Origin of the sequence: Dyella marensis (assembly GCF_049532885.1) — a bacterium.
GTDB lineage: Bacteria > Pseudomonadota > Gammaproteobacteria > Xanthomonadales > Rhodanobacteraceae > Dyella_D > Dyella_D marensis.
The window spans coordinates 4051947-4074679 of the sequence record NZ_CP064029.1 but is presented as its reverse complement, the minus strand read 5'-3'; the positions used below and the strand labels follow the sequence as shown (position 1 = coordinate 4074679).

The following is a 22733-nucleotide window of genomic DNA, read 5'->3' as shown; positions in this document are numbered from 1 at the left end:
GCGATAACGCCACTGGATCCCGGCCTACGCCGGGATGACGAGTAGGGGAGCGACGTGGCCCCCAACCCCTCATGCACACGCGAGAAATCCTCCCTATACTCCCCCGAGTGCCTGCTATGGGGGCTGGCACTCACCCACAAGGACGGAACCATGGAAAAGGAACAGAACTACTACGCCGCGCCGCAATCCGCCGTGGCCGACGTCGGGGGCTACTCGCAACAGGATCTCGAATCGCGCAAGGCCACGCGAGGCCAGCGCCTCGGCGCAGCCCTGCTCGACGGCCTGATCGTCGGCGTAGGCGCCGTGCTGGTCGGCATCGGCGGCGCGGCAGCCAGCAAGGGCGAGGGCGGCATCGTCGCGGTGGCGGTCGGCTTGCTCATCATCCTGGGCATCTTCGTCGTCAACTGCGTGCTGCTGCACCAGAACGCCCAGACCATCGGCAAGAAAGTGCTCGGCATCAAGATCGTGCGCAGCAACGGCGACCGCATCGGCCTGGGCCGCATCATCGGCATGCGCATCATCCCGATCAGCCTGCTCGGTGCGATTCCCTACCTCGGCGGCTTCATCTCGCTGGCCGACTCGCTGGTGATCTTCGGCGCCGAACGCCGCTGCCTGCACGACATGATCGCGGACACCATCGTCATCACCGACTGATGCTGGATACGCTCCGGCAGATCGAAACGCCCGAAGGGGTGTTTCTACGCCTGCGCGCGGCCGGCGCACTGCCGCGCGCGCAGGCGTGGACGATCGATTTCGTGCTGCGCATGCTGGTGTTCTGGGCCGGCATGATTCCCTTGTCGCTGCTCGGCCGGGCCGGCGCGGGCGTGGGTGCATTGCTGATGTTCGTGCTGATGTGGGCCTATGCGGTGGTGTGCGAGGTGTGGTTCGGCGGACAGACGCTGGGCAAGCGCGCCATGGGCCTGCGCGTGGTCAGCGCCGACGGCGCGCCGGTGACCCTGGTGCCTTCGGTGCTGCGCAACCTGCTGCGCGTGGTGGACATCCTGCCGGGCGTATACGCGGTGGGGCTGGCCAGCACGCTGATCGATCCTTATGGGCGGCGTCTGGGCGACGTCATCGCCGGCACCCTGGTGATCCACGGCGGCGAACTGCCGGCCGGCAGCCAGGTGCCCAGCGTGGCGCCGGTGGCGCCGCCGCCGGGCCTGGCCGCGGACGAGCAGGCGGTGATCGTGGAATTCGCCGAACGCTGCGCGCAGCTCACGCCGCAGCGCCAGCAGGAACTGGCCGACCTGCTGCAGCCGCTGACCGGCTGCACCGGCGAAGCCGGCGTGCAGCGCCTGCTCGGCTATGCCAACTGGCTGCTGGGGCGCGCATGAAGCAGGAACGGTTCGTCGCCCTGCATCGCGAGGCATGGAACGAGCTGCAGCACTGGCTCGATCTGGTCGAGCGCAAGCAGCGCCAGGCTTTGCGCAGTCCGCGCGCCGGTGGTTTTCCGGCCGAATACCGCCGCCTGTGCCATCACCTGGCGCTGGCGCGTGCGCGCGGCTACAGCCGCGAAGTCACCGACCGCCTGCAGCGCATGGTGCAGCAAGGCCATCGCCTGCTGTACCGCCCGCCGGCGCCGCGCTGGCATCGGGCGCTCACTTTCCTCATCGCGGGTTTTCCGCGGCTGGTGCGCAGCGAATGGCGCTGCATGGCAGCCGCGGCGGTGCTGTTCTTCGGGCCGGCGCTGTTCTGCCTGATCGCGCTGCAGTTCCATCCGGAGTGGGCGCATTCGATCTTCGGCAGCGGACAGCTGGCCGAATTCGAGAAGATGTACGACCCGAGCAACGACAAGATCGGCCGCAGCAGCGGCACCGACATGGCGATGTTCGGCACCTACGTGATGAACAACGTCAGCATCGCGTTCCGCACCTTCGCTTCCGGCCTGGTGCTGGGCGTGGGCGCGGTCTACGTACTGGCCGCCAACGGCGTGATCATCGGCGGCGTCGCCGGCCACCTCACCCAGATGGGCTACGGCGGGCCGTTCTGGCGCTTCGTGGCCGCGCATGCCGCGTTCGAGCTCACCGCGCTGGTGATCGCCGGCGGCGCGGGCCTGCGGCTGGGCCTCACCTTGCTGGCGCCGGGGCGGCAGCGGCGCGGCCCGGCGATGGTGGCGGCGGGCTGGATCGGCGCGCAGCTGGCGCTGGGCGCGTTCGCCATGCTGCTGGTGGCCGCGGCGATCGAGGCGTTCTGGTCGTCGATCGCCTGGTTTCCGAATGTATTGAAGTTCGGCAGCGCCGCGCTGTTGTGGGTGCTGGTGATCGGCTGGCTGTGGCGCGGCGGCGCGGAGGGCGGCGATGGAGCTTGAACGCATCACCGTGGCCCTGCGTCCGCGCACGGCGCGCGAGGCGGTCGACCTCGGCGCGGCCATGCTGCGCGCGCATGCCAGAACGGTGTGGTCCGCGTGGTTCGCCTTCAGCCTGCCGGTGGCGGCGCTGTGCATCGCCCTGGGCTGGCTGCTGCACTGGCCCTGGCTGGCCACGCTGCTGATCTGGTGGCTGCTGCCGCTGTTCGACCGCGTGCCGCTGTACGTGCTGTCGCGCGCCGTGTTCGAGCGCGCACCGCGCTGGCGCGAGACGCTGCGCGGCCAGCGCCAGTGGCGCTGGGGCGGCACCATCGCCTCGATCACCTGGCGGCGCATCGACAGCCATCGCGCGCTGCGCCTGCCGATGGAATTGCTCGAAGGCCTTGCGGGCAAGCAGCGCGGCGAACGCTGGCGCGTGCTGCGGCGGCCGATCGGCACCGAGGCCTCGTCGCTGGCCTTCGGCTGCCTGGAACTGGCGCTGGTGATCTTCCTTGGCCTGTTCCTGTCGGTGGTGCTGTTCATTCCGGCCGAGCTGATGCCCGACTGGGTGCGCGGCTCGGTGGGCGGCGTCGCGCGGCGCACGCCCGAAGTCACCGGCGCGCTGATCGCCGGCGTGGCCTACCTGGCCTGGAGCGCGATCGAGCCGCTGCACGTGGCCGCCGGTTTCGCGCTCTATCTCAACCGCCGCACGCAGCTGGAAGCCTGGGACGTGGACCTGGCCTTCCGCCGCCTGCGCGACCGCTGGCTCGCCGCCGGCCGCGCCGCCGCCGTGCTGCTGCTGGCGCTGGTTTGCGCCTGTCCGCACGGGGCCTGGGCGCAGAAGGTCGCGGCGCCCAAGAAGGAAGAAGCGCCGGTCACCCGGATCGAAGATGCCTTCGCCGTGCCCGCCAGCAACAGCGACAAGCGCTTCGCCACCGCGGCAGCGGAAGCCTTCCGCGATCCGCGCTTCGGCGGCGCGCACAAGGACCACACCTGGGTGCCGCGCAATTGGTCGTGGAATCCCAAGCCGGTCCAGCTCGGGCGTTCGCCGTTCGAAGGCTTCGGCAATGTGCTGGCGATCGGCGTAAAGGGTTTGCTGACGTTGCTGCTGATCGGCCTGATCGTCGCCATCGCGGTGTATGTGATCCGGCGCGCGCGCATGCCGGTGATCGCGGCGCGCGCGCGCGGCGAGGCGAAGCTGGACACGCACCTGGAAACCATCGAGGTGCAGGAGGTGCTGCCGGACGACCTGGCCGGCGCCACGCACCGCCTGTGGAGCGGCGGACACCGCCGCGAGGCGCTGGCGCTGCTCTATCGCGGCTGCGTCGAACAGGTGGCGGCGGCGCTGCAGCTGCCGGTGGAACAGGACGCCACCGAGGCGGACTGCCTGCGCAGCGCGCGCCGGCTGGGCGACACGCAGCGGCGCCAGCGCGCCGAGGCGATCGTGCGCGCGTGGCAGTACGCGGCCTACGCGGACCGCTATCCGCGCGACGAGGATTTCGCCCGCCTGCTCGACGGCTGGCCCGCGCGGCACGGGAGCGCGGCATGAATCGCGCGCCGGTGCTGGTGATCGTGCTGGCTTCCGTGCTCGCGGTCGGCCTGATCGGTTTCTTCACCCTGTTCGAGCGGCAGGAAATCACCGTGCCGGCGGAGGCGAAGGGCGAGGCGAAGTACAACCGCTTCTTCGCGCTGGAACGTACGCTGGCGAAGCTCGACATTCCGGTGAGTTCGGTGGCCACGCTGTCGCCGAGCCGCGTGCCGCTGGGCGAGAACGACACGCTGGTGCTGGGCGACGGCCTGGAACGCATCGGCGTGGATGACGCGCAGCGCATCGCCGACTGGGTCAACGCCGGTGGCCACCTGGTGCTGGCGCCGGGCCCGGCGGACGATGCCGCGCATACGCCGCTGCTGGAGGCGCTGGGCGGGCTTTCGTCCAAGCGCATGGAAGAAGGCTGCGACCGGCTGAGCACGGATGTGCCGGACAAGAGCGAGGCCAGTTTCGTGCTGTGCGGCCCGCGCTTCCTGCTCGATGACGAAGCCGCCGAAAACGCGGACCTGCTGATCGGCGGCCACCAGCGCGGCTACTCCTTCGCGCGCTACTACGCCGGCGACGGCGAAGTGAGCCTGCTGTCCGACCTGGCGCCGCTCTCCAACCGCGAGCTGGGCCACGCGGCGCAGCAGCGCTTCGCCCTGCGCGTGCTGGCGCCGTCGGAGGAGCGGCACGTGTGGCTGCTCTACGCGCTGGACGGTCCCTCCTTCTGGCTCGCGCTGTTCACCCGCGGCTGGCCCGGCCTGCTCGCGCTCACCGTGCTGCTGCTGGCCTGGATGGCGATGCGCAGCGCGCGGCTGGGCCCGCTGATGCCGGCGCCGCCGCTGCAGCGCCGTGCGCTGCTGGAACACGTGCAGGCGGCCGGTGAATTCCTCTATCGGCGCGACGCGGGCCTCGGCCTGCACGCGCTGGCCTGCCGCGCCGCGCTGGCGCGCGCGCGGCGGCAGGATCCGTCCTGCGCCGAGCTCGAAGGCGAGGCGCTGTACGAACGCCTGGCCGACCGCCACGGCGTCGATCCCGCGCAGTTGGCGCGGGCCTTCCAGATCCCCGCGAACGCCAACGCGTTCCGCGAAAGCATCACCACCCTGGCGCGACTCAGGAGCCGCCCATGACCACCGAATCGCCTTCCCCCGCCCTGGCGCCGGAGCCGCCGGCCGCCGCCGTGTCCGCGCTGCCGTTCGACCAGCTGATGGCGCGCATCGCTTCGCTGCGCGAGCAGGTGGCGCGCGCCTTCATCGGCCAGGAGCAGGTGTTCGACGAAGTGCTGCTGGCCCTGCTGGCCGGCGGCCACGTGCTGATCGAAGGCGTGCCGGGCCTGGGCAAGACCCTGCTGGTGCGCGCGCTCGCCGCCGCGGTGAGCTGCAGCTTCGGCCGCGTGCAGTTCACGCCGGACCTGATGCCCACCGACGTCACCGGCCACGCCATCTACGACCCGAAGGCCGAGCGCTTCCAGATCCGCCGCGGCCCGGTGTTCGCCAACCTGCTGCTGGCCGACGAGATCAACCGCGCGCCGGCCAAGACCCAGGCCGCGCTGCTGGAATGCATGCAGGAAGGCCAGGTGACCATCGAAGGCCGCCGCTTCCCGCTGCCGGCGCCGTTCATGGTGGTGGCGACGCAGAATCCGATCGAGCAGGAAGGCACCTATCCGCTGCCGGAAGCGCAGCTGGACCGCTTCCTGATCAAGGTGCTGATCGACTACCCGACATTGGACGACGAAAAGCGCATGGTCGACGAAGTGCTGAGCGGCCGCGTCGCCGCCGACCTGGACGTCTCGCGCGTCAACCCCGTGCTGAGCCAGCCCGAGCTGCTGGCGCTGCAGCAGGGCGTGGCCGAGCTGCGCGTGGACGCGGCGGTGATCGACTACGCCGTGCGCATCGCGCGCGCCACCCGCGAATGGCCCGGCGTGCTCGGCGGCGCCGGTCCGCGCGGCGGCCTGGCGCTGGTGCGCCTGGCGCGCGCGCAGGCGGTGCTGGACGGCCGCGACTTCGTCACCCCGGACGACGTGCGCGCGGTGGCCTTGCCCGCGCTGCGCCATCGCCTGCTGCTGGCGCCGGAAGCGCTGATCGAGCGCCAGCGCCCGGACGACGTGCTGAAGGCGCTGCTGCACAAGGTGGCCGCGCCCCGCCAATGATGCGTCCGGCTTCCACCCTGCTGTGGCTGCTGCTCGGCTGGACCGCGCTGGGCGTGCTGGCCGCGATCGGCTGGCTGCCGCTGGCGGCGTGGCTGGCGTTTGCCGCGCTGCTGGCCGCCGCCGCCGCGCTCGACGCGCGCCAGCTGCGCGCCGAACCCAGCCCCGTGCTGGGCCGCGAACTGCCGCCGGTGGTGCCGCTGGGGCCCGAGCTGGTGGTGGGCCTGCGCCTGCGCCCGCAGGGCAAGCGCACGCTCGCGTTCGAACTGCACGACCTGCATCCGGGCGGCTGGCCGGTGCGCGGCATGCCGCGCCAGTTGAGCTTGCCGCCGGGGCGCGAGCTGGCGCTGGATTACGCGCTGACGCCCACCGGCCGCGGCCGCTTCGATTTCGCCGGCAGCCATCTGCGCCTGCGCTCGCCGTGGCGGCTGTGGACGCAGCGTCGCACCATCGGCGAACCGGCCAGCCTGCGCGTGTATCCGAACTTCGCGCCGCTGGCGCGCATGGCGGGCCTGAGCGTGGAAGTCGCCTCGCGCAGCGTCGGTGCGCGGCTGCAGCGCCGGCGCGGCGAAGGCACCGAATTCCACGAACTGCGCGATTACCGGATCGGCGACAGCCTGCGCAAGATCGACTGGAAGGCCACCGCGCGCGTGGCACGGCTGGTGTCGCGCGAATACCGCGACGAACGCAACCAGCAGGTGGTGCTGCTGCTCGACTGCGGCCGCCGCATGCTGGCGCAGGACGACCGCCTGGCGCATTTCGACCACGTGCTCAATGCCTCGCTGGCGCTGGCTTATATCGCGCTGCGCCAGGGCGATTCGGTCGGCATGCTCGCCTGCGCCGGCGAAGACCTGCGCTGGATGCCGCCGCAGCAGGGCAGCGGCGGCATGGACATGCTGCTGGGCGCGGGCTACGACCTGCAGCCCAAAGCGGTAGCGACCGACTACCTTGCCGCGGCGAGCGCGCTGCAGGCCAGGCAGCGGCGGCGCGCCTTCGTGGTGCTGGTGACCAATGTGCGCGACGAGGACGACGAAGAGCTGCGCATGGCGGTGCGGCTGCTGTCGCGGCGGCACCTGGTGCTGGTGGTGAGCCTGCGCGAGCTGGCGCTGGATCAGGCGGCGGCGACGGTCGATCACGAGCTGGATACGGCGATCCGCGCGGCCGCGGCCATGGATTACCTCGCGCAGCGCGATGCGATGCACGACGCGCTGCGGCGCGAGGGCGTGGCGATGCTGGATGTGAGCTGCAATGAGTTGTCGGGTGTGCTGGTCGAGCGCTATCTGGCGGTGAAAAGAGCAGGGCGCTTGTAGCCCTTCGATACCGTCGTAGGTTGGGGTGAGCCGCAGGCGAACCCCAACGTTGCGGCGTGTTCGCAGGTGCCGGCGTTGGACTGCTCAGGTATCGTCGCCGTAATCGATCGCCACGATCTCCACCTTCAGATCCCCCGCCGGCCGCAGCCACGTCACCTCCTCACCGACGCGCGCCCCGATCAACGCCCGCGCCAGCGGCGACACATAACTCACCAGGCCGTGCTCCACATCCGCCTCGTCCTCGCCGACGATGCGGTAGGCATGCTCGCCTTCCTGCGCCGAATCCACCGTCACCCCGGCGCCGAACGCCACGCGGTCGCGCGGCTGCTGCGCCAGGTCGATCTCGATCGCACCGGCCACGCGCGCCTTCAGCCAGCGCAGCTCGCGCTCCACCGCGGCCAGCTCGCTCTGCTGCGCCAAGGTCGGCTCGCCGGTCTTCAAGGCGTCGCGCCGCGATTGCGCGGCGTCGAGGCGTGCGCGCAGCTGTGCAAGTCCGCGCGGGGTGACGTAGTTGGGATGTTCGCTCAGCGGGATTTCCGGCAAGGCGTCGCCCGCGTCGTCGCTGTCCTTTACGAAGGCACGGCTCATGATTCCTCCCGCGCTCCGGTATCGCGGAGCGCACGCGTGGTTCTTCCATGTAGATGGCGCCATCGCGGTGTCCGCTCAAGCGCCTGGTGGCCGATTGATGTGAAGCCGCCGTCAGTCCTCCTCCACATGCGGCTTCCACGCCTCGCTGAGCTGCTTCTGCACCGGTGGCGGCACCGGTTCGTAGTGGCTCAGGTCCAGGCTGTAGCGGCCGCGTCCGCCGGTCACCGCCTTCAGCTCGGAGGGGTAGTCGATCAGCTCGGCCAGCGGCGCCTGCGCCTTGATCACCAGCTCGCCGCCGCGCTGCGTATCGGTGCCCAGGATGCGCGCGCGCTTGCCGGCCAGGCCGCCGGTGACGTCGCCGACATTCGCTTCGGGAATGGCCACTTCCACGTCCACGATGGGTTCCAGCACAATCGGCCGCGCCTTGCCCACCGCGTCGAGAAAGGCCTTTTTGCCCGCGGAGACGAAGGCCACTTCCTTGGAATCCACCGGGTGGTATTTGCCGTCGTACACGGTCACGCGCAGGTCCTGCATCGGATAGCCGGCCACCGCGCCGTTCTCCATGGCCTGGCGCACGCCTTTCTCGATCGCCGGCAGGAACTGGTTGGGAATCACGCCGCCTTTCACTTCGTCGACGAACTGGAAGCCCGCGCCGCGATCCAGCGGTTCCACGCGCAGGAACACTTCGCCGAACTGGCCCGCGCCGCCGGTCTGCTTCTTGTGGCGATGGTGGCCTTCGGCCCGGCTGGCGATGGTTTCGCGATAGGCCACGCGCGGCGGGTGGGTCACCACTTCCACGCCGTAGCGTTCCTTCATGCGTTCGAGCATTACCTTCAGGTGCAGGTCGGACAGGCCGCGCACCACGGTTTCGTTCAGTTCCTTGTGGTGCTCCACGCGGAAGCAGGGGTCTTCCTCCGACAGCCGCGTCAGTGCTTGTGAAAGCTTCTGTTCCTGGCCCTTGTGCTTGGGCTCCAGCGCCAGGCCGAACATCGGCTGCGGAAAACGCAGCGGCGCGAGGTGGATCAGGTCCTCGTCGTGCGAATCGTGCAGCACGGCATCGAAGTGGATTTCCTCCACTTTCGCCACCGCGGCGATATCGCCGGGAATGGCCTGCTCGATCTCCACATGCTGCTTGCCGTTGAGGCGGAACAGATGGCCGACCTTGAACGGCTTGCGCCCGTCGTCGATGAACAGCTGCGTATCGCGGCGGATCGTGCCCTGCCACACGCGGAATACGCCGAGCTTGCCGACGAAGGGATCGTTGACGATCTTGAACACGTCCGCGACCACGTGCCTGGCCGGATCGGCGCCGACTTCAATGGTTTCGTCTTTCAAATTGAGGAAAGGAGGCGGATTGCCTTCGGACGGATTCGGCAGCAATCGCTCGGCCAGCTCCAGGAACTCGGCCACGCCCGCACCGGTGCGCGCGCTGACGAAGCAGACCGGCACCAGATGCCCTTCGCGCAGGCATTGCTCGAACGCATCGTGCAATTGCTGCGGCGTGAGCGCTTCTTCGCCGGCATCGAGATAGGAGCCCATCACCGACTCGTTGATTTCCACCACCTGGTCCAGGATGCGCTGGTGCGCTTCGGCCAGCGAGGAGAAGTCGGTGGCGCCATCGCTGTGGAAGAAACAGTCCAGCACCTTCGCGCCGCCATCGGCGGGCAGGTTCACCGGCAGGCATTCGGAGCCGAACTCTTCGCGCAGCGCTTCGGTCAGCGCTTCCAGGCGCGCGACGTCGGTGTCGATCTTGTTGATCACCAGCACGCGGGCCAGGCCGCGCTCCTTCGCGCGCTCCATCATGCGGCGGGTGCCGTACTCGATACCGTTGGCGGCATTGACCACGATGGCGACGGTCTCCACCGCGGCGAAGGCGGACAGTGCGGCGCCGCGGAAATCCGCGTAGCCGGCGGTGTCGATCAGGTTGATATGGCAGCGGGGCAGGTCGATCGCGGCGAGGCAGCTGTCGATGGAGTGGCCGCGCGCCTTTTCCTGGCTGTCGGTGTCGGATTGGGTACTGCCGCGTTCCACCGAACCTTGCGTCTGGATGGCGCCGCCTGCGTGCAGCAGGGCTTCGAACAAGGTGGTCTTGCCGGAGCCGGCATGGCCGGCGAGTGCGATGTTGCGGATGGTTTCCGTGTTGTACGACACGATGCGACCCTCCTCTGCTGAAGCCGGAGGCGCGGGTCCTGCGGTCGTCGACAGTCGGCGCCGCACGAGGCCGCGACTGCGGCTGACGATGGCGGGGCGTCATGGCGAGTCCGGGCGTCGGGGACGCGGGGGCGGTCATGGCGGGACACGGCGCGGGGCGCCGTCCGCATAGCCTTGAGCGAGGGGGCGGCCGGGTCAAGCTGCAGCGCGGGGAACCACGACCGATGGGATTTGTCTTGGATGGGTTGCACGCGGACCATCCGCGCTTTCGCCCGCTTCAAGGTCACCGCCATCGAACACGCACCGCAGGTCGAACATCACCGCTGGAACGCGCCTGACGGGCGCGAGCGTGGCCTGGCCCCGCTGGACGGTCCGACCCGTGCCCTGCTGCACGAGCTGCGCTGGCGCCGCCAGCCGCGCGACCGGTGGCGCTTCTGGGCCGGCATGGCCCTGGCCCTGGTGCTGCACCTGTTGTTTATCGGCGTGACCTGGTGGGAAATGCGACCCCGGCCCGGCGAGCCGCTGCCGCCGCCTCGCGCCGGGGATGCCCTGCAGGTACGCTTTATCCCGCGCGGCATGCCGCGCTCCGCGCCGCCGCCGGTGGAGGCCGCGCCCCCGCCGCCGCCCGCGCCGCGCGTGGCGCCCGTGCGCGAGCCGCCGGCCAGGAACGCGATGACGGCCAGCCTGCCCACCCCGGCGCCGGCCCCGGCGGCAAGTGTCGCTGCCCCGGCGCCGCGCCTGTTCGGTGCGGATGGCCGGCCCCTGCTCCCCACCGCGCAGCCGGCGGCGGCATCCAGCGCCAGCTATGTCGAGCGCGGCGTGGTCGGCGACAGCAAGGTGATGCGCCACGACAACCCGGTGAAATACCAGGCCACGCGTTTCGACCAGGACTGGAACAAGGGCAACGCCCTGGACAGCGCCTTGAAGCGCGTGGTCGACGCGACCACGGTGAAGAAAACCGTCACCCTCGCTCCCGGCCTGCGCATCCACTGCGCGGTGGCGCTGGCCGCGCTCGCCGGCGGCTGTGGCGGCGATCCGCCCGCGCCGCCCTCGGCGAAGGACGGTGACGAGCGCCTCAGCATGGCGCCGGCGCGCTCGCTGGCGCCGCCGCCGAATCCGCCCGAGCCGCCGAGCGACGAGGAATGCATCCGGATCTACCGCGACGGCAAGCCGCTGCCGCACGGCTGTCCGGTGGATACGCCCAATCGCTCGGTGGATGCCGAACTGAAGATGCACGCGCCGAAACCGCCGCAACCGTAGCAGCCGTAGGTTGGGGTGAGCCAAAGGCGAACCCCAACCTACGCCTGCCGCAGGCACGCCCGCTACACTGCGCGCCATGTCGTCGCCTCCCCAGGATCCCTCCCGCGTCACGGTCGCGCTGCCTTCGCCGCGCGAGGCGGCCACGCGCGCGGCGGTCTACCGCAATCGGCGCAAGGATCGACCGCGCGACCGCCTGCTGCGCGTGCTGGGCCTGGTCGGCACGCTGCTGGTGCATCTGATCGTGCTGTTCGGCGCCATCCTGGGGCCGGCGTACGACCTGGTCGAACCGGCGGAAGAACACAGCGCCCCGCTGCAGGTGCGGCTGATCGAGAAGAAGAAGGACGAACCGCCGCCGCCGCCTCCGGTGCGCGGCACGCCGCCGAAGGAAGTCGGCCCCGTGCGCAAGGCCGGCGGTGCGCCGGCGGTGGCGCGCACGCGGCGCGAGAGCAGCAGCTCCACTCGCGTCGAAGCCGATCTCGCCCCGGTGCCGGTGCCCGCGGTGGAAACACCCGTCATCGTGGTGAAGGCCCGCCCCAGCGCACCCAAGCCCGAACCGGTCGCCGCGCCGCGCCCGGCCGTGACCTTGCCCAAGCCCGCCCCGGCGCCGGAACTGCAGCCCGTGCCGACCAGCGCGGAGCCGCCGCAGGTCACGCTCGACACGCCGCCCGCGCCGCAGCCGGTGCCGCCGAAATTCCAGCCCGAGCCGGTGCGCAAGGCGCAGGCCGAAGGCAGCGCGCCGATGCCGCCGCCGGCTTCGCTGGCCCTGCCGGACGTGCCCGCGCAGTCCGCGCCGCAGGTGAGCGCGCCGACCATCGCGATGGAGCATGCGGTGCCCAAGCCCACGCCGCCGAGCCCGCCGCAGGCGATCCGCGCCGAGACCGTCGCCGCGCCCACCGAGCCGGAACTGCAGGCCGTGCCGCTGCCCGCGCAGGCGGCGCCCACGGTGAACCTGCAGGCGCAGTCCGCCACCACCGCGGTGGTGCCGCGCGAGCAGCAGCGTATCCAGGCGCCTTCGATCCGCGTCGCCGAAGCCGAACTGGAAGCGGTGCCGCTGCCGGAGAACGCGCGCCCCAGCCTCGACAAGCCGCAGGCGCCGCCGGTGCAGACGGTGTCGCCGCAGTCGGTGGCGATCGACAACAAGCCCGCGCTGGAGCGTCCGCAGATCCAGCCGTCGCCGTCGTCCGCCGAAGCCTCGACGTCTTCCAGCGAGCAGGCCGCGCCCGCGCAGAGCCAGGCCGCCAGTTCCACCGCCGGCCCCAAGGCCAGCGCGCCCACCGGCGAAACCGCCAGTGCCGAGAGCGGCAAGAGCAGCGCGCCGAACGCCACGCCGCAAGGCAGCGAGAGCGGCGCGCCGGGCGCATCGCCCAACGGCGTGGCGTCTTCGCCCGGCGGCCCCGGCAAGAGCGGCCTGAATCTGTCGCTGCCGCCGGGGCAGGGCAATGGCCAGGGCAACGGGCAGCAGGGCAAGGGCGAGGGCCAGGACGGACTGGCCGGCAACTACATCCAGCTGCAGCCGCGCGGCAATACGGAAATCATGGAGCACCGCGCGCCGAACATCGGCTACAAGTCCACGCGCTTCGAAAAGGACTGGACGCCCGAAGGCGAAAGCTCGATCGACACCGCGCTGCGCCACGCGGTGGAGAAGACCACGGTGCGCCACACCTTCCACCTGCCGCGCGGCGTGCGCGTCGAATGCGTGGTGATGCCGCTGTTCCCGGTCGGCCTGTTCGGTTGCGGCAATGGCGATCCGCCGCCGAAGCCGGTGGACGACAAGGTGTACGAGCGCATGGTGCTGGCGCCGGCCAACCCGCTGGTGCCGCCGGCGCCGGCGGCGTCCGCGGCAACCGTGGCCGCGCCGATCAAGCTCGATAACAGCGCGCAGTGCGCGACGGCGAAGGTGAGTGGAGGGCCGTTGCCGCCGGGGTGCGTGGACGATCGGTTGCCGGCGGGGCGTGCGGCGCCGGCGAAGGCGACGAGCTCGTCGTGGGTGCCGGCGAGCGATCAGTTTCACTGACGATTTTCGCGAAGCACCACACTTCTCCCTCTCCCCTGCGGGGAGAGGGCGGGGTGAGGGGGCGGGGCTCGCGGGAGCGTTTCTAAGAGCGAAAAGAAGTTCGAGGCAAGGCGTCAGCGTTTCGCTCCGCCCGGCCCCTCACCCCAACCCTCTCCCCGAAGGGGAGAGGGGGTACGTCGAGGGTTACTTGAAGTTGATCGCCACGCGCGCAAACCACGACGCGCCGTTCAAGCCGAACTGCACGGCTTCGTACTTGAAGCCATTGTCCGTCTCGTTCGGATCCTGCTTGCTCGGAAACTTGTCGAAGATATTCGAGCCGCCCACCGTCAACTTGACCTGATCGTTGAAGTGGTAGGTCAGCGCGACGTCCGCCGAGGTCTTGTCTGCGTAATGCTGGTTCGGCACCGGCGGTCCGCTGAAGGTGCCCAGCGTCATCGGCCCGAAGTAAATGAACTTCCAGCTCGCTTCCCATTGGCCCAGCGCATAGTCGAAGCCCAGGATCGCCTTCGAACTCGGCGCGCCGTCCTCCAGGAACAGCCGCTCGCGGTCCGACAGCAGCACGTCCTCGCGGCCGGCCAGCGCGGGCGGGGCGTGGATCTTCTTGACGCGGGTGAACGAGCGGTTGAAACCGAAGTTGGTGCGCAGCGTGCCGCCGCCCAGGTCCATGCGGTGGCTGGCGGTGAAGTCCAGGCCCTTGGTGCTGGTGTCCACCGAGTTGACGAAGAACTGCGCCTGGCCCACGCCCAGCTGCTGCAGGATGCCGCCGATGTTCGGGTCGGTGGTGTCGAAGCGGCCGCTGAGCACGATGCGGTCGTCGATATCGATGCGGTAGCCGTCCAGGGTGAACTGCAGATCGTTGCCGGGTGACCAGGTGGCGCCCAGCGTATAGCTCTTGGACTTCTCTTCCTTCAGCGGCGGAATGCCCGCGGCATTGGCGATGGTGCCGCCGTTCGGCGCCAGCACCACGTCCACCGGCTGGCCGCTCACGAAGTCGGTGAAGGTGGACGAGAACCAGCGCTGCTGCAGCGACGGCGCGCGGAAACCGGTGGACACGGAGCCGCGCAGCAGCAGCTTGTCGGTGGCGTGGAAGGCGCCGGCCAGCTTGCCGGTGGTGGTGGAGCCGAAATCGCTGTAGTGCTCGTAGCGCACGGCCGCGTCGGTGAGGAAGCGTTCCGTCCAGTCGGTTTCCACGTCGGCATAGGCCGCATAGCTGTGGCGGCTCTGGTTGGTGGCGTCGCCGGGCTGGAAGCCGGGGAAGCCCTGGCTGCCGGCATTGCCGCCGCCGGGGCCGTCGGCGTCGACGTACGAGCCGCGTTCGCCGGGCGTGATGCGGTAGTTCTCGCGGCGGTATTCCGCGCCGAAGGCGATGTTGAGGCCGGCCAGGATGTCGCCGTAGTAGCGCGACAGATCCAGGTTGGTGGTTTCCTGCTCGAACGAGAAGCCGCCGGCATGGAAGCGGTTGGGGCTCAGGCCCGGGCCGCCGGCGAGCAGGTCGGCATTGGCGATGGAGGCGTTGAGCGTGTTGCTGATGATGTCCTGCAGCGCGTTGTAGCCGTAGGTCTGCGAGAGATCCGCGCGCCAGTCGCCGAAGTTGTCCCACACGCCGAGGATGGCGTAGCGGTCCTTGATGGCGCCGTTGATGTACGGCACGAAGCCGTCCGGATACATCGCCGCCGAGTTGCGCGAAGGAATGTCGTCCGAGCCGATGCCGCCGCGCGCGAACGCCGCCGACGAAGCCGAGCGGTTCTGCACGCCACCGGTGAAATACAGGTGCGCCGATTCCGCCACCGGCACTTCGCCGTTGACGTACAGGGTTTCGTTGTCGACCTTGGTGTCGCCGATGGTGCGCGGATCGCCCGGGTCGGAACGGTTGGAACGCCCGCGCTTCTGCCACTCGCCGGTGATGCCCACGCTGCCGCCGTTGTCGAAGCGGAAGCCGCAGTACGCCGAGGTGAGGTAGTTCTTGCCGTCGCCGCGGGTGTATTCGCCGAAGCCCGCCACGCTTTCGCAGCCGGGGCTTTTCTTCAGCACGATATTCATCACGCCGGCGATGGCGTCCGAGCCGTACTGCGCGGCGGCGCCGTCGCGCAGCACCTCCACGCGCTCGATCGCCAGCGCGGGAATCGCATTGAGGTCGGTGCCAGTATTGCCGCGGTTGCGCGCGCCGAACAGGTTCACCAGCGCCACGCTATGGCGGCGCTTGCCGTTCTCCAGCACCAGGGTCTGGTCCGAGCCCAGGCCGCGCAGCGCGGCCGAGTCGACCAGGTCGGCGTTGTCCGAGCCGGTCTGGCGCACCGAGGTGAACGAGGGCACGGTGTACTGCAGGTTCTGCGCGAGATCGAATTGCGGGCTCTGTTCGGCCAGCTTCTGCATCGGGATGACGTCGACCGGCACGGGCGTTTCGGTCTCCGAACCGCCGATGCGGCGCGAACCGAGCACCGTCACGCCTTCGAGATTGGTGGCTTTCTTCTGGTCCGCCGACGGTGCGGCCGGATTCTGTGCGGTGCTGCCATTGCTGGCGTCCTGTGCCGCCGCCGTGGCGGCGAAGCCGGCCATGGCCAGCACGATAGCGGTGCACAGCAAGGTCTTGCGCGAATAATGCATCCCACCCTCCCCGGTGTAGTGAATCCCCCCGGAGAGCGAGACTAAGCGACGCACGCCGCGCGTGAAAACCTGCGCAGCGCACATTTGTGCGATGTCAGCTATGCGCAAGCTTTGATGAAGGCCGGCGTAGGTTGGGGTGAGCGCAGCGAACCCCAACACCGCGCAACGTTGGGGTTCGCTGCGCTCACCCCAACCTACGCGCTACGCGCCGCCTCACAGCAGTCGCAGCAATTCCCTCATCAGCGGCAGCCTGCGCACGCGCACCGCGCTCACGCGGAACACCGCATTGGCCAGCGCGGGCGCGGCGGTGGGCATGGCCAGGAAGCTGGCGCCGGCGGGGTCGCGGTCGCCCGGCACGATGATCACGTCCATCGCATCGGGCAGCTGGGCCATGCTGGCCAGCGGATAGTCCTTGTAGCTGCGCTGCTGCGGCTGGCCGTCCTTGAAGGTGACGGCGAGATTGAGCGCGGCGGAGAGCGCATCCAGCGTGGCGCCGGCGATCTGTCCTTCCAGGCCCAGCGGATTGATCACGCGGCCCACGTCGACCGCGCACACCACGCGCTCGATATTGAGCTTCTGGCCCTGCAGCGAGGTCTCCACCGCATGCGCCACGTAGGCGCCGTCCATATGCCAGCAGGCGATGCCCAGGCCATTGACGGTGCGCAGCCAGTTCTTCCACTCGATGCGGTCGGCCACCAGCTTGAGCACATTGAGCAGGCGGCCCGTGTCGAAAGTGCCGCCGCCCTGCAGCGGCACCTGGCGCGCGTCGCCGAGCAGGCGCAGGCGCGTGGCCAGCGGGTCTTCCTTCAGCGCGTTGGCGATCTCGTCGACGAAGCTTTCCACCGCGAACGCATTGGCCACGTGCGGCATGCCGCGATGCGGGCCGCGCGGCAGCGCCGACTGCAGCGCGTACCAGTCGCTGCGGTAATTGGGCACCAGGCCGGCGGGCAGTTGGTTGACGTCCACTTCGGACGTCCACAGCCGCTGTTCCGGCGCGCCGCGGCGCGCGAGCGCGGAGGCGCTGGCCATGCGCTGGTCCCAGGTGACGATCTGGCGCTTGGCGTCCAGCGTGGCGCTGAGCCTGTGCACGCTGGCGGAGCGGTAGTAGTCGTGCGCGAGGTCTTCCTCGCGCGTCCACAGCAGGCGCACGGGGCGGTCGGCCAGCTTGGCCAGCATCACCGCCTCGGCGACGAAGTCGTGGTCCAGCCGGCGGCCGTAGCCGCCGCCGACGCGCGGCACGCGGATCTCGATCTGGTCCGGCTTGAAGCCGGTCAGCCGCTGCACCACCGACCATGCGCGCTGCGGCGCCTGGGTCGGCGCGACCAGTACGGCGCGGTCCTTGTCCACGCGCACCAGGCAGTTCATCGGCTCGGCGGTGGCGTGGGCCAGCCAGGGCTGCACGTAGGTGGCGTCGACGCGGCGCGCGGCTTTCTTCGCCATGCCGTCGACGTCGCCGTCGTTGCGCACGCGGGTGGTGGGCGCAATGGGCTGGCTGGCAGGGTTGGCGGCCAGCTCCTTGGCGGAAGGCGTCTTCGCGCTGACCAGTTCGGTGGCCTGCTGCTCCAGCGCGGCGCTGGATTCGCTGCCGCTGGGGCCGGGCTTCCATTCGAGCTTGAGCCTGGCGCGCGCCTGCAGCGCGGACCAGGTGTCCTCGGCCAGCACGGCCACGGACGGCGCCAGCGGCGTTTCGCCGGGTAGCAGGCCGGGTTCGGGCTTGAGCTCGACCACCTTGAACACGCCCTTGACCGCTTCCGCTTCGCGGAAGTCCTTGTTGACCAGGCTGCCGTCGATCCACGGGCAGTGCACCAGCACGGCGACCAGTGCATCGCCGAAATAGCTGTCGATGGCGAACTGGGTCTGGCCGGTGACGATGGCGCGCGCGTCGACGTCGCCGGCGGGCTGGCCGATGAGGGTGTAGCGGTCCGGCGTCTTCACCGCCACCGGCGCCGTGGGCGGGGCCACCTTGGAGGCGGCCTCGGCCAGCGAGCCGTAGTCGAAGCGGCGGCCGTCCGGCGAGATCACCGCGCCGCCCTGGGTGCGCAGGCGGTCGGCCGGCACGCCGAGGCGGCGCGCGGCGGCCTGCATCAGCAGCCAGCGGGCCAGCGCGCCGGCCTGGCGCAGATCGGTCCAGGCGGCGGAAATCGAACTGCCGGTGCCGCCGAGCTGGTGGCCGTAAGTCCAGCGCGGTTCGCCGTTGCCGTTCTCCACGCCCAGGCCCAGCGGCACCACGCTCACGCGCGACCAGTCCGCGTCGAGTTCGTCGGCGACGATGCGCGGCAGCGAGGTGGCCACGCCGGTGCCGGTGTCCGGATCGCGCGCGCCGATCAGCACGTTGCCGTCCGCGTCGATGCGCACATAGGCGCCCAGGCCGTACAGCGCGTCGCCGAGCATGGCCGGCGGCACCGGCGCATCGCCGGCCTCGGAGTAGCGCACGCCGACGATCAGCGCGCCGGCGGTGCCGGCCAGCACCTGCAGGAAGCGGCGGCGCTGGGGCAGGGCAGGCGTGTCGGTGCGGCGGCTCATGCGCGGCCTCCGGCCATCGCCGCGGCAGCGCGCTTGATGGCGCGGCGCACGCGGGTCTGGCAGCCGCAGCGGCACAGGTTGGGCAGCTGGTCGATCTGGTCGTCGGTGGGCTGGGGATGGCGGTTGAGCAGGTCCAGCGAGGCGATCAGCCAGCCCGGCGTGCAGTAGCCGCAGCCGATGGCGTCCTCGTCGACGAAGGCCTGCTGCAGCGGATGCAGCTTGCCGTCGGCGGCGGCGAGGCCTTCCACGGTGGTGATCTTCTTGTCGGCCAGCTCGTGCATGGGCACGCTCACCGCCGACACCGGCTTGTTGTTGACCAGCACCAGGTCGGCGCCGCCCAGGCCGTGGTCGCTGGCGTACTTGGTGCCGGTGAGGCGCAGCACGTCGCGCAGGTACCACAGCAGCGGCATGTCCGGATCGCCGGTATGGCGGAACGGGCGGCCGTTGATCTCCACCGCGATGCCTTCGCGCACCTTCTCGGGGGTGATGCTGCTGGTCGGTTTGCTTGCCAGGGCCTGCGCCTGCGCCATCGTGAAACTCTCCTTGCCAATCCGGTGCATTGTGGCATCGCGGGGGCAGCTTGGGCACTCGGCGGCGCATTCGCGCCGGGTCCGTGGTTCATGTGGCCGGCGTTGGCGAGCGCGGCGACAGGCGTCAGGGCGACTGCGAGGGCAGCGCGGACGCCGGGAACATCCGACGCCAGAAGTAGAACACCGGAACGCCCACGATCATGACGGCGAGCACGATGCATGCCTGTATCGGCTTGGCCAGCAGGGTTGCCACGACGATCCAGGCAATGACGCCGACGAAGATCAGCGGCAGTAACGGATAGCCCGGTACCCTGAAAGTCACGCTGGTCTTGTCCTTCCAGCGATACCAGAAAATGGTGACCACGCCCGCGGCGCAGGCGAGCCAGTCGCCGAACGTCGCATAGTCGAGCAGTTGGCCAAAATTGAACGTCATGGCGAGGAACACCGCCCAGCCGGACAGCAGCAGCAACGCTACATTCGGCGTGCGATGACGCGGATGCAGGCGTGCCACGCTGCGGAAGAACAGGCCGTCGTCGCCCATCACCTGCAGCACGCGGGCGCCGGCTACCAGCGTGATATTGCAAAAACCCAGTGTGGAAATGGCGATGCCGATGGCGATCACCTTGGCGCCAGCCGGACCGAACACCCGGTTCATCACGTCAGCCGCAGGAGTGTTGCTTAAGGCCAAGCCGTCATGGCCGAGCACGGCAAGGTAGGCGATGTTGACCAGCGCGTAGACCGCGATGACCGCGACCATGCCGAAGAACAACGACCGCGGCAGCGTCCGCTGCGGCTCGCGCACTTCGCCCGCCAGATTATTGAGATAGGTAAAACCCGAATACGCGAACAGCACCGGCAGCGCCGCGCCGATAAAGCCGACGTTGCCGCGCGCCGGATCGGTGGCGAGCACGCCCGCGCCATTGGCGCCGGCCAGGAACAAGCCGCACACCACCAGCACCGCCACGGCGAGCAGCTTCAGCAGCGTAAACAGGTTCTGCACCTGCGCGCCCAGCTTCAGGCCGAACAGATTGATGCCGGCCACGAACACCAGCGCGCCGGCGGCCAGCGGCTTGATCGTGCCCGGCGGCAGGCCGAACACGCCGGAGGCATAGCTGGCGAAGATCGTCGCCACCGCCGCGGCCGAGCCGGAATAGATCACCAGCAGCATGGTCCAGCCGAACAGGAAACCCGCCAGCGAACCGAACGCTTCGCGCAGGTAGACATAGCTGCCGCCGGCATGCGGGCGGCGTGCGCCGAGTTCGGCGTAGCACAGCGCGCCGATCAGGGTGAGCACGCCCGCGCCCACCCACACCAGCAGCAGGGCCAGGCCCGATTCCGTGCGCTGCGCGGCGATGCCGGGATTCAGGAAGATCCCTCCGCCGATGATCCCGCCCACCACGATCATGGCGGCGTCCCACGAAGTCAGTCGCCGCACGTAGCCGGATGCCGGGGTATCGCTCATGAAGGGGCCGCCCTGTGGATAAAAACTGGCGGCGAGCATGGCGGGTTATGCGGGAGCGGGCAAGGGTGGCAGCAGCGTGGCGGCGCTGCAAAAAAAAGACCGGCCCCTCGCGGGGCCGGTCCAGGTCCTGTATCGCTGAAGACGTCTCAGAACGCGCGCAGGAACAGATCGAAGTTCGCCACGTTCAACGTGCCGATGCCCGAGCCCGGCTCGTAGCCGCCGCTGCCCTGGTAGTACCAGTTGTCGCCCTGGCGGATGTCGTTGAAGCTGCTGAAGCTGCCGTAGCCGAAGATGTTCTGCAGCGCATACACCTGCGGATTCCAGAAGCCCACGCGGCGTTGCCCGCTCTGCGTCAGCAGCGCGCTGATGCCGTTGAGCTGCGGCGCCACGAAGCTGGTGCCGCCGTTGCCGGCGGTGGCGCCGCCGTCGACGGTGGACACCACGATATAGCCGGTCTCCGGATCCGCATTGAGCGAGATATCCGGCAGGTTGCGGCCATGGAAGTTGCCCGGCAGTTTCAGCAGCACCTGCGGACCGGTAGTGTCGTTGTAGGTCAGCGTCTGGTTCTTGGCGCTGGTGCGGATGCCCTGGGTGAACAGCTGGTAGAACGGCCGCTTCCAGTACACGCTCACGCCGCCGCCGGCGCCGACCGAGAACAGGTCGATCACGCCCTTGCCGACGTACTGGTCGAAGTAGTTCTGGATGTAATCCCAGCCCCACACCTGTTCCTTGGTGATCGACTGCACCGGGCCGGTGCGGAACTTGTAGCTGAAGGGCGTGGTGGTGCCGCCCGCCGCCGTCATCAGCGGATCGGAAGCCGGCGAGTCAACGGTCAGCGGCGCGTTGAAGGTGCCCGGGGTGGTGCCGACGCCCAGGCCGCGCACGGTGTCGTACGCGCCGGAGTCGCCGGTGGCGGCGAAGAACGACTGGCCCTGCACCGCGGCTTCCAGCAGGATCTGGTGCCAGATCTGCAGGTCGCCCACGTCGGTGGTGTCGGTGTTCTTGGCGCCGTCCACGTTCAGCGCGGCGAAGTTGAAGATTTCCGGCAGGCCCCAGCTGGTGGAGATGGTGTCGGCCACGTTGTCCGACACCGCCTGCAGCGCGGCATTGGTGAAGCTGCTGCCGGAGTTGGGTGCGTGGTAGACCAGGATGTCCGCCTCGGGCGCCAGGCCGCCGGCTTGTTCCACGTCCAGCGAGGTCTCGCCGCTGCCGCCGTCGAAGGCGGCGCCGCCGTCCACGGCCACCTTGACGATGCGGTTGGCCTTGGTGGTCAGGCCGATGCCGTCCCAGTAAGCCTGCGCGTCGGACGGATAGAAGTCCGACAGCGTGACGATGGCCACCGTGGTGCCCTTGCCGGTGATGCCGCGCGCGTACAGCGGATTGATGTTGTAGAAGTTGGCGACGTCGCCCACGGTGTACTCGCCCGGGGTGCCCGTGGCAGTGGGATTGCCGGCGGCGGGCTTAGCCGCGGCGGCGATGCTGGCCTGGGCCTTGGCGGTCGCCTGCAGGGTGACCTTGGCCGCATCCGGCGTGCTGATGCGGTGCGACAGCACCTTGTGCTCGCTGCTCAGGCTGGAGCCGAGCAGCACGTTGTCGGCGATCGAAGCCGGCAGGGTCGGCGCCTTGGACGGGCGATGGAAGACATTGCCGTTTTCCGCCGACCGATAGTTGTGGATCGGCGCCTGGAAGGCCGTGGCGAACTGGCTGAGCGTGCCGCTGGTGCGGATCGCCATGCGGTTCGGCAGCAAGGTGCCGCTGAGCCCGTTCTGGCGCAGGAAGTCCTGTACCCGCTTGATCTCCTGGTCCGTCGCGCCGTACTTGTCGGCGAACTGGGCCGTGGTCAGGAAGCGGCGGAAGTTCGGATGGCCGGGCGTCACGGTCTGCTGGACGTACTGCTCCAGCTGTTCCTGGTTGTGCAGCTTCAGCACCAGGGTGACGTTGACCTTCTGGTCGGCATTGGCGGCGCCCAGATCGGCGGCCGGCTTGGTGCCGGCGGCGAAGGTAGCGGTGGAGACGGTGGCGAGCAGGAGCGTCAGGGACGCGGCGAGGGTCTTGCGGTGAAGCTGGGCGAGCATGTGCGTTCCTCCGTGGATGGACCCGGAAGCGCGGATGCGAACGGACGGCGAGGCGGCACATGCCGACGCCGCGCTCCGCGGCCGGGCCGGCTAAGCGCTGCTTTGGTCAATGCGAAGAACTTCCCCGCCGATACGTGGCTCCCCTGAACGCCGAGGTATCGGTACCGGCAAAACTAGCGCGATGGCAGGCGCGCGCAAAGTAGGCGTAAGGCGAAATATTTTGCGAATCAGGCGGATGCAAAGCCTGGCCTTGGT

At 69.7% G+C, this 22733-nt stretch carries 16 protein-coding genes; 9 read left to right on the top strand and 7 right to left on the bottom strand.

Translation table 11 applies throughout. The annotated features are described in order from the left end of the window. The first annotated feature begins 150 nt into the window (after positions 1-150). From ISN75_RS17825 to ISN75_RS17795, 7 genes are read left to right on the top strand one after another with little or no spacing between them, the layout of a single operon-like run. A complete protein-coding gene (locus ISN75_RS17825) occupies positions 151-654 on the top strand; it encodes an RDD family protein (RefSeq protein ID WP_167256380.1) in 504 nt (167 codons plus the stop codon). Continuing rightward, on the top strand, positions 654-1334 hold the full coding sequence (locus ISN75_RS17820; RefSeq protein WP_167256382.1) for an RDD family protein: 681 nt from the start codon (positions 654-656) through the stop codon (positions 1332-1334). The genes ISN75_RS17825 and ISN75_RS17820 overlap by 1 nt, the downstream gene beginning before the upstream one ends. Further along, positions 1331-2308 (top strand): stage II sporulation protein M, encoded by a 978-nt coding sequence (locus ISN75_RS17815; protein WP_167256384.1) that lies wholly within the window; start codon positions 1331-1333, stop codon positions 2306-2308. The genes ISN75_RS17820 and ISN75_RS17815 overlap by 4 nt, the downstream gene beginning before the upstream one ends. After that, positions 2298-3833 carry a DUF4129 domain-containing protein gene (locus tag ISN75_RS17810; protein WP_167256386.1) on the top strand — a complete coding sequence of 512 codons (1536 nt, stop codon included), beginning with the start codon at positions 2298-2300 and terminating at the stop codon, positions 3831-3833. The genes ISN75_RS17815 and ISN75_RS17810 overlap by 11 nt, the downstream gene beginning before the upstream one ends. After that, on the top strand, positions 3830-4945 hold the full coding sequence (locus ISN75_RS17805; protein WP_343820567.1) for a DUF4350 domain-containing protein: 1116 nt from the start codon (positions 3830-3832) through the stop codon (positions 4943-4945). Before ISN75_RS17810 ends, ISN75_RS17805 begins: the two co-directional genes overlap by 4 nt. Next, positions 4942-5964 carry an AAA family ATPase gene (locus ISN75_RS17800; protein ID WP_167256390.1) on the top strand — a complete coding sequence of 341 codons (1023 nt, stop codon included), beginning with the start codon at positions 4942-4944 and terminating at the stop codon, positions 5962-5964. The genes ISN75_RS17805 and ISN75_RS17800 overlap by 4 nt, the downstream gene beginning before the upstream one ends. Continuing rightward, positions 5964-7271, top strand: a complete 1308-nt coding sequence (locus ISN75_RS17795) for a DUF58 domain-containing protein (protein ID WP_167256773.1) — start codon at positions 5964-5966, stop codon at positions 7269-7271. The genes ISN75_RS17800 and ISN75_RS17795 overlap by 1 nt, the downstream gene beginning before the upstream one ends. An 84-nt stretch (positions 7272-7355) precedes the next feature. Here ISN75_RS17795 and ISN75_RS17790 read toward each other — a convergent pair whose 3' ends face one another. Next, complete coding sequence (locus tag ISN75_RS17790) at positions 7356-7859, bottom strand: GreA/GreB family elongation factor (protein ID WP_343820569.1); 504 nt, start codon at positions 7857-7859, stop codon at positions 7356-7358. 111 nt (positions 7860-7970) lie between these two features. Beyond that, positions 7971-10010 carry an elongation factor G gene (fusA, locus tag ISN75_RS17785; protein WP_343820571.1) on the bottom strand — a complete coding sequence of 680 codons (2040 nt, stop codon included), beginning with the start codon at positions 10008-10010 and terminating at the stop codon, positions 7971-7973. A 240-nt stretch (positions 10011-10250) separates the two neighbouring features. On the opposite strand from fusA, the gene ISN75_RS17780 reads away from it, so the two are divergent. Then, positions 10251-11270 carry a hypothetical protein gene (locus ISN75_RS17780; RefSeq protein ID WP_423385087.1) on the top strand — a complete coding sequence of 340 codons (1020 nt, stop codon included), beginning with the start codon at positions 10251-10253 and terminating at the stop codon, positions 11268-11270. Positions 11271-11346: 76 nt separating this feature from the next. Next, complete coding sequence (locus ISN75_RS17775; RefSeq protein WP_343820575.1) at positions 11347-13284, top strand: hypothetical protein; 1938 nt, start codon at positions 11347-11349, stop codon at positions 13282-13284. Positions 13285-13467: 183 nt separating this feature from the next. Here the strand turns inward: ISN75_RS17775 and ISN75_RS17770 are convergent, their stop codons facing one another. The 5 genes from ISN75_RS17770 to ISN75_RS17750 all read right to left on the bottom strand — a co-directional run bounded on the left by ISN75_RS17770 (position 13468) and on the right by ISN75_RS17750 (position 22478). Next, the gene (locus ISN75_RS17770) at positions 13468-15888 is read right to left on the bottom strand and encodes a TonB-dependent receptor plug domain-containing protein (protein WP_167256398.1); all 2421 of its coding nucleotides are present in this window, start codon (positions 15886-15888) and stop codon (positions 13468-13470) included. Between the two features lie 213 nt (positions 15889-16101). Then, positions 16102-18411 (bottom strand): xanthine dehydrogenase family protein molybdopterin-binding subunit, encoded by a 2310-nt coding sequence (locus ISN75_RS17765; RefSeq protein WP_343820578.1) that lies wholly within the window; start codon positions 18409-18411, stop codon positions 16102-16104. Continuing rightward, entirely contained in the window at positions 18408-18941 is a 534-nt protein-coding gene (locus ISN75_RS17760; protein ID WP_167256402.1) for a (2Fe-2S)-binding protein, read from the bottom strand. The genes ISN75_RS17765 and ISN75_RS17760 overlap by 4 nt, the downstream gene beginning before the upstream one ends. 124 nt (positions 18942-19065) lie before the next feature. Beyond that, the gene (locus tag ISN75_RS17755) at positions 19066-20403 is read right to left on the bottom strand and encodes an APC family permease (RefSeq protein ID WP_343820580.1); all 1338 of its coding nucleotides are present in this window, start codon (positions 20401-20403) and stop codon (positions 19066-19068) included. Positions 20404-20549: 146 nt separating this feature from the next. Beyond that, on the bottom strand, positions 20550-22478 hold the full coding sequence (locus ISN75_RS17750) for a S53 family peptidase (protein WP_343820582.1): 1929 nt from the start codon (positions 22476-22478) through the stop codon (positions 20550-20552). Positions 22479-22733 lie beyond the last annotated feature (255 nt).